We start from the raw sequence: 3093 nt of genomic DNA, 5'->3' as shown, positions 1-3093 counted from the left end.
CAGAGGGCCCCGTAATTCCCAAACCCCCGCGTAGTACCCCCCCACCCACTCTACACGCCCCCCCCCAAGTTCGGGGGGGTTGGTTGCCCGCCCGCCCCGGCGGGCCGGGCCCCGCCCCGGGGGCGCACGCCCCCCTCCCGTGCTCCGTGCGTGTGGCCGTGCGCCCGTTCGTGCGCTCTGGCCGGTCAGCGGCCCCGGCGATTCGATGTGCCGTGCGTGGGTCGGCCCGCTGCGTGGATCCGGCGGGCCGGGGGATGCCGCTGCCCCAATCCCCGCGGGTGGCGGAACGGTCCGGGGGGCGGAGCCCGTCTCCCGGACCGCGCCCGCGCGCCGCCGCGGTCGGGCGCCCCAGGGCGTGCGACGGCGCTCAGTACGGCCTCAGTACGGCCGAAGAATGGCCGAAACCGACCTATGGGGCGGTGGGAACGGAACGCCAAATACCGTGTGACCGAGGCGTGTTCGTTTGCACGTGCGCCCTCCTCGGGCACTCTCGCACGCCTGTCTCGTGGCAGCATGGACCCCGAGCCACCCGGGGCCCCGGCGGCCGCGCCCTCAGCGCTGACCACACCGTTCACGCCCCGGTCAATTGCCCACGGGCTGGGGAGGCGGCGGTGCGCTGGTTGGTCGGCTGGAGCAGTATCGCCGCGAGCTTCGGCACGGCCGGCCGCGTCTTCGACCAGGGCGGATCCGGCCCCGACGGACCCCTGAGCGGCGGCATCGCGGACGCCGACCACCCGGACGACCCGGCCGCCCAGGACGCCGAACGCACCGTCGTGCCCGTCGGTGCCCAGCTGCTCTGGGGAGACCCCGACCCCCTCTGGGCCGTCGGCGACTGGCGCCCCGACGAGATCCGCACCCTCGCCGCCGACCCCGCCGACCCCTTCACCCGGCTGGCCGTCCTCGGCTGCTGCGGCGCCACCGACGCCGAGCTGCGCAGCGCCCTCCTCGCCGCCCGCGGCGGAGCCCTGCGCCACCTCACCCAGTGGCCCGGCAGCTACACCGCCGTCGTCCAGACCGGCCGCCGGATCACCGTCGTCGGCGACCTCGCGGGCGCCCGGCCCGTCTTCTACACCCCCTGGGCCGGCGGCACGGCGTACGCCACCGCCGCACTGCCCCTCGCCGACCTCATCGAGGCACAGCTCGACATCGGCCACCTCGCCGCCCTGCTGGCCTGCCCCGACAGCCCGGAGGCACTGGGCGACGGCACACCGTACGTCGGCGTACGGCGCATTCCGCCCGGGCACGCGCTGATCCTGCGCGAGGGATCCCGCGAGATCACCGGGTACGAGCCGGTGGCCTCCCTCGCGGTCGCGGCGCCGACGGCCGATCCCGAGCGGGCGGTCGAGGGCGTGCGCGAAGCACTGGTGGATGCCGTGCGCGCCCGGCTCACGGCGCCACGGCATGCCCCCGACACGCCGCCCCACGACCCCGGCCCCGTGCCCGGAATGGGACCCGCCGACCGGCGCGCGGCCCGGGGCGCACCCGCCCCCGCCCCCGGCGTGGGCGCCGACCTCTCCGGAGGCAGCGCCTCCGCCACCCTCGCCCTGCTCGCCGCCGGTCTCCCCGGCGCACCCGGCACCATCGTCAGCCGCACCGGCGAACGCCTCCTCGCCGTCACCTTCAACGACTTGGCCACCCCCCGCGGCCGCGAAGCCGAACTCGAACGCGCCCGCGCCATCGCCGCCAACCCCCGGCTCCACCACGTGGTCGTCGCCGCCGCGGAGGAAGCCCTCCCGTACGCCGAACTCGACGGCCCCCTCACCGACGAACCCGGCCCCTCCCTCGTCACCGCCGCCCGCGAGCGGCGCCGGCTGGCGGCCGGCTCGGCGGACCACTTCGTCGGCCACGGCGCCCGCCAGGTCCTCGACGCCCACCCGGCCCGCCTCGCCGACCTCCTGATGGACCGCCGCCGACGCCACCTGCTGCGCCCGGTCGCGGCCCTGGCCCGCTCCGCCCCCGGCGACTCCTCCCTGTCCCTCCTGGTCCCGTTCTCCGTCTACTCCGCCGCCCGCCGCCTCGCCCGTACCCCGTACCGCGCGGGCATGGAGGCCGCGGCGGCCCGCCTGCGCGAAGGAGCCGTCGCGTGCGGCGCCTCCAACCCGGTCGACGCCTCCCTGGCCGCCCTGACCTGGTCCCGCCCCGGACCGGCGGCGGCCTGGCTGACCGGCGAAGCCCTCGCGGAAGTATCGATCCGGCTCGGGACCGCCGCGGGCCGCCCCCCGCTCTCCCTGCGCCCCGGCGAGGCCCGGGCCCGCGCCGCCCTGACCCGCCACGCGGCGGACCACCGGGTCTTCGAACAGGCCGTGGAGGTCCGCAGCCAGCGCCTGCACGCCCCGTTCCTCGACAACCAGGTCGTGCGCGCCGCCCGGGCCCTCCCCGAATCCCTGCGGGTCCAGCCGGGCGCGCGGGCCGCGATCCTGCGCACCGTGCTGTCCTCGGCGGGCGTCCGCGAACTCCCGCCCGGCTGGGGCGCCCCCGCCCACACCCCGAACGAGACGGCCACCCGCGTCGGCCTGCGCGCCGCCCTCACCTCCCTCCTGGCCCTGTTCACCGCCCCCCTGCTGGCGGACGCCGGCCTGATCGAGGCCCGGGTGGTCCAACAGGCCCTGCTGGACGCGGCGGAGGGCCGCCCGGTCCCGCTGGACGGACTCGCGGAGCTCGTCTCGATGGAACTGTGGCTCGGCCGCCTCCTCGCCCGCCGCGGCACCTGCTGGACGGGCACCTCCACGCCCCGCCGCCGAGCGGTCCCCAAGGGCGTCCCCACCCGCCGCCCGGCCCTCTCCTGACCCGGGCCCTCTCCTGACCCGGCTATCCCTGACCCCGGGCTATCCCTGGCCCGGGCCATCCCGGCCCCGGGTCGACTCCGGCCCCGGGCCATCCCCGGCCCCGGGTCGACTCCGGCCCCGGGCCATCCCCGGCCCCGGGTCAACTCCGCCCCGGGTCAACTCCGGCCCAGCCATCCCGGCCCCGGCCAATTCCAGCCCCAGCCATCCAGGCTCCGCCCGGTACCCCGACCCGGCCGTGGCCGGGCCATCCCGGCCCCGGCCAACTCCGCCCCGGCCAACTCCGCCCCGGCCAACTCCGCCCCGGCCA

Annotated in this window: 1 protein-coding gene; it reads left to right on the top strand. The window is 78.0% G+C overall.

Annotated elements, in window-relative coordinates:
• Window positions 1-611: 611 nt before the first annotated feature.
• Window positions 612-2786, top strand: a complete 2175-nt coding sequence (locus ACFXA3_RS26635) for an asparagine synthase-related protein (RefSeq protein WP_385190834.1) — start codon at window positions 612-614, stop codon at window positions 2784-2786.
• Window positions 2787-3093: the final 307 nt, after the last annotated feature.

Origin of the sequence: Streptomyces sp. NPDC059456 (genome assembly GCF_042750055.1) — a bacterium.
Taxonomy (GTDB): domain Bacteria; phylum Actinomycetota; class Actinomycetes; order Streptomycetales; family Streptomycetaceae; genus Streptomyces.
This window is presented reverse-complemented; position numbering and strand designations above follow the sequence as displayed.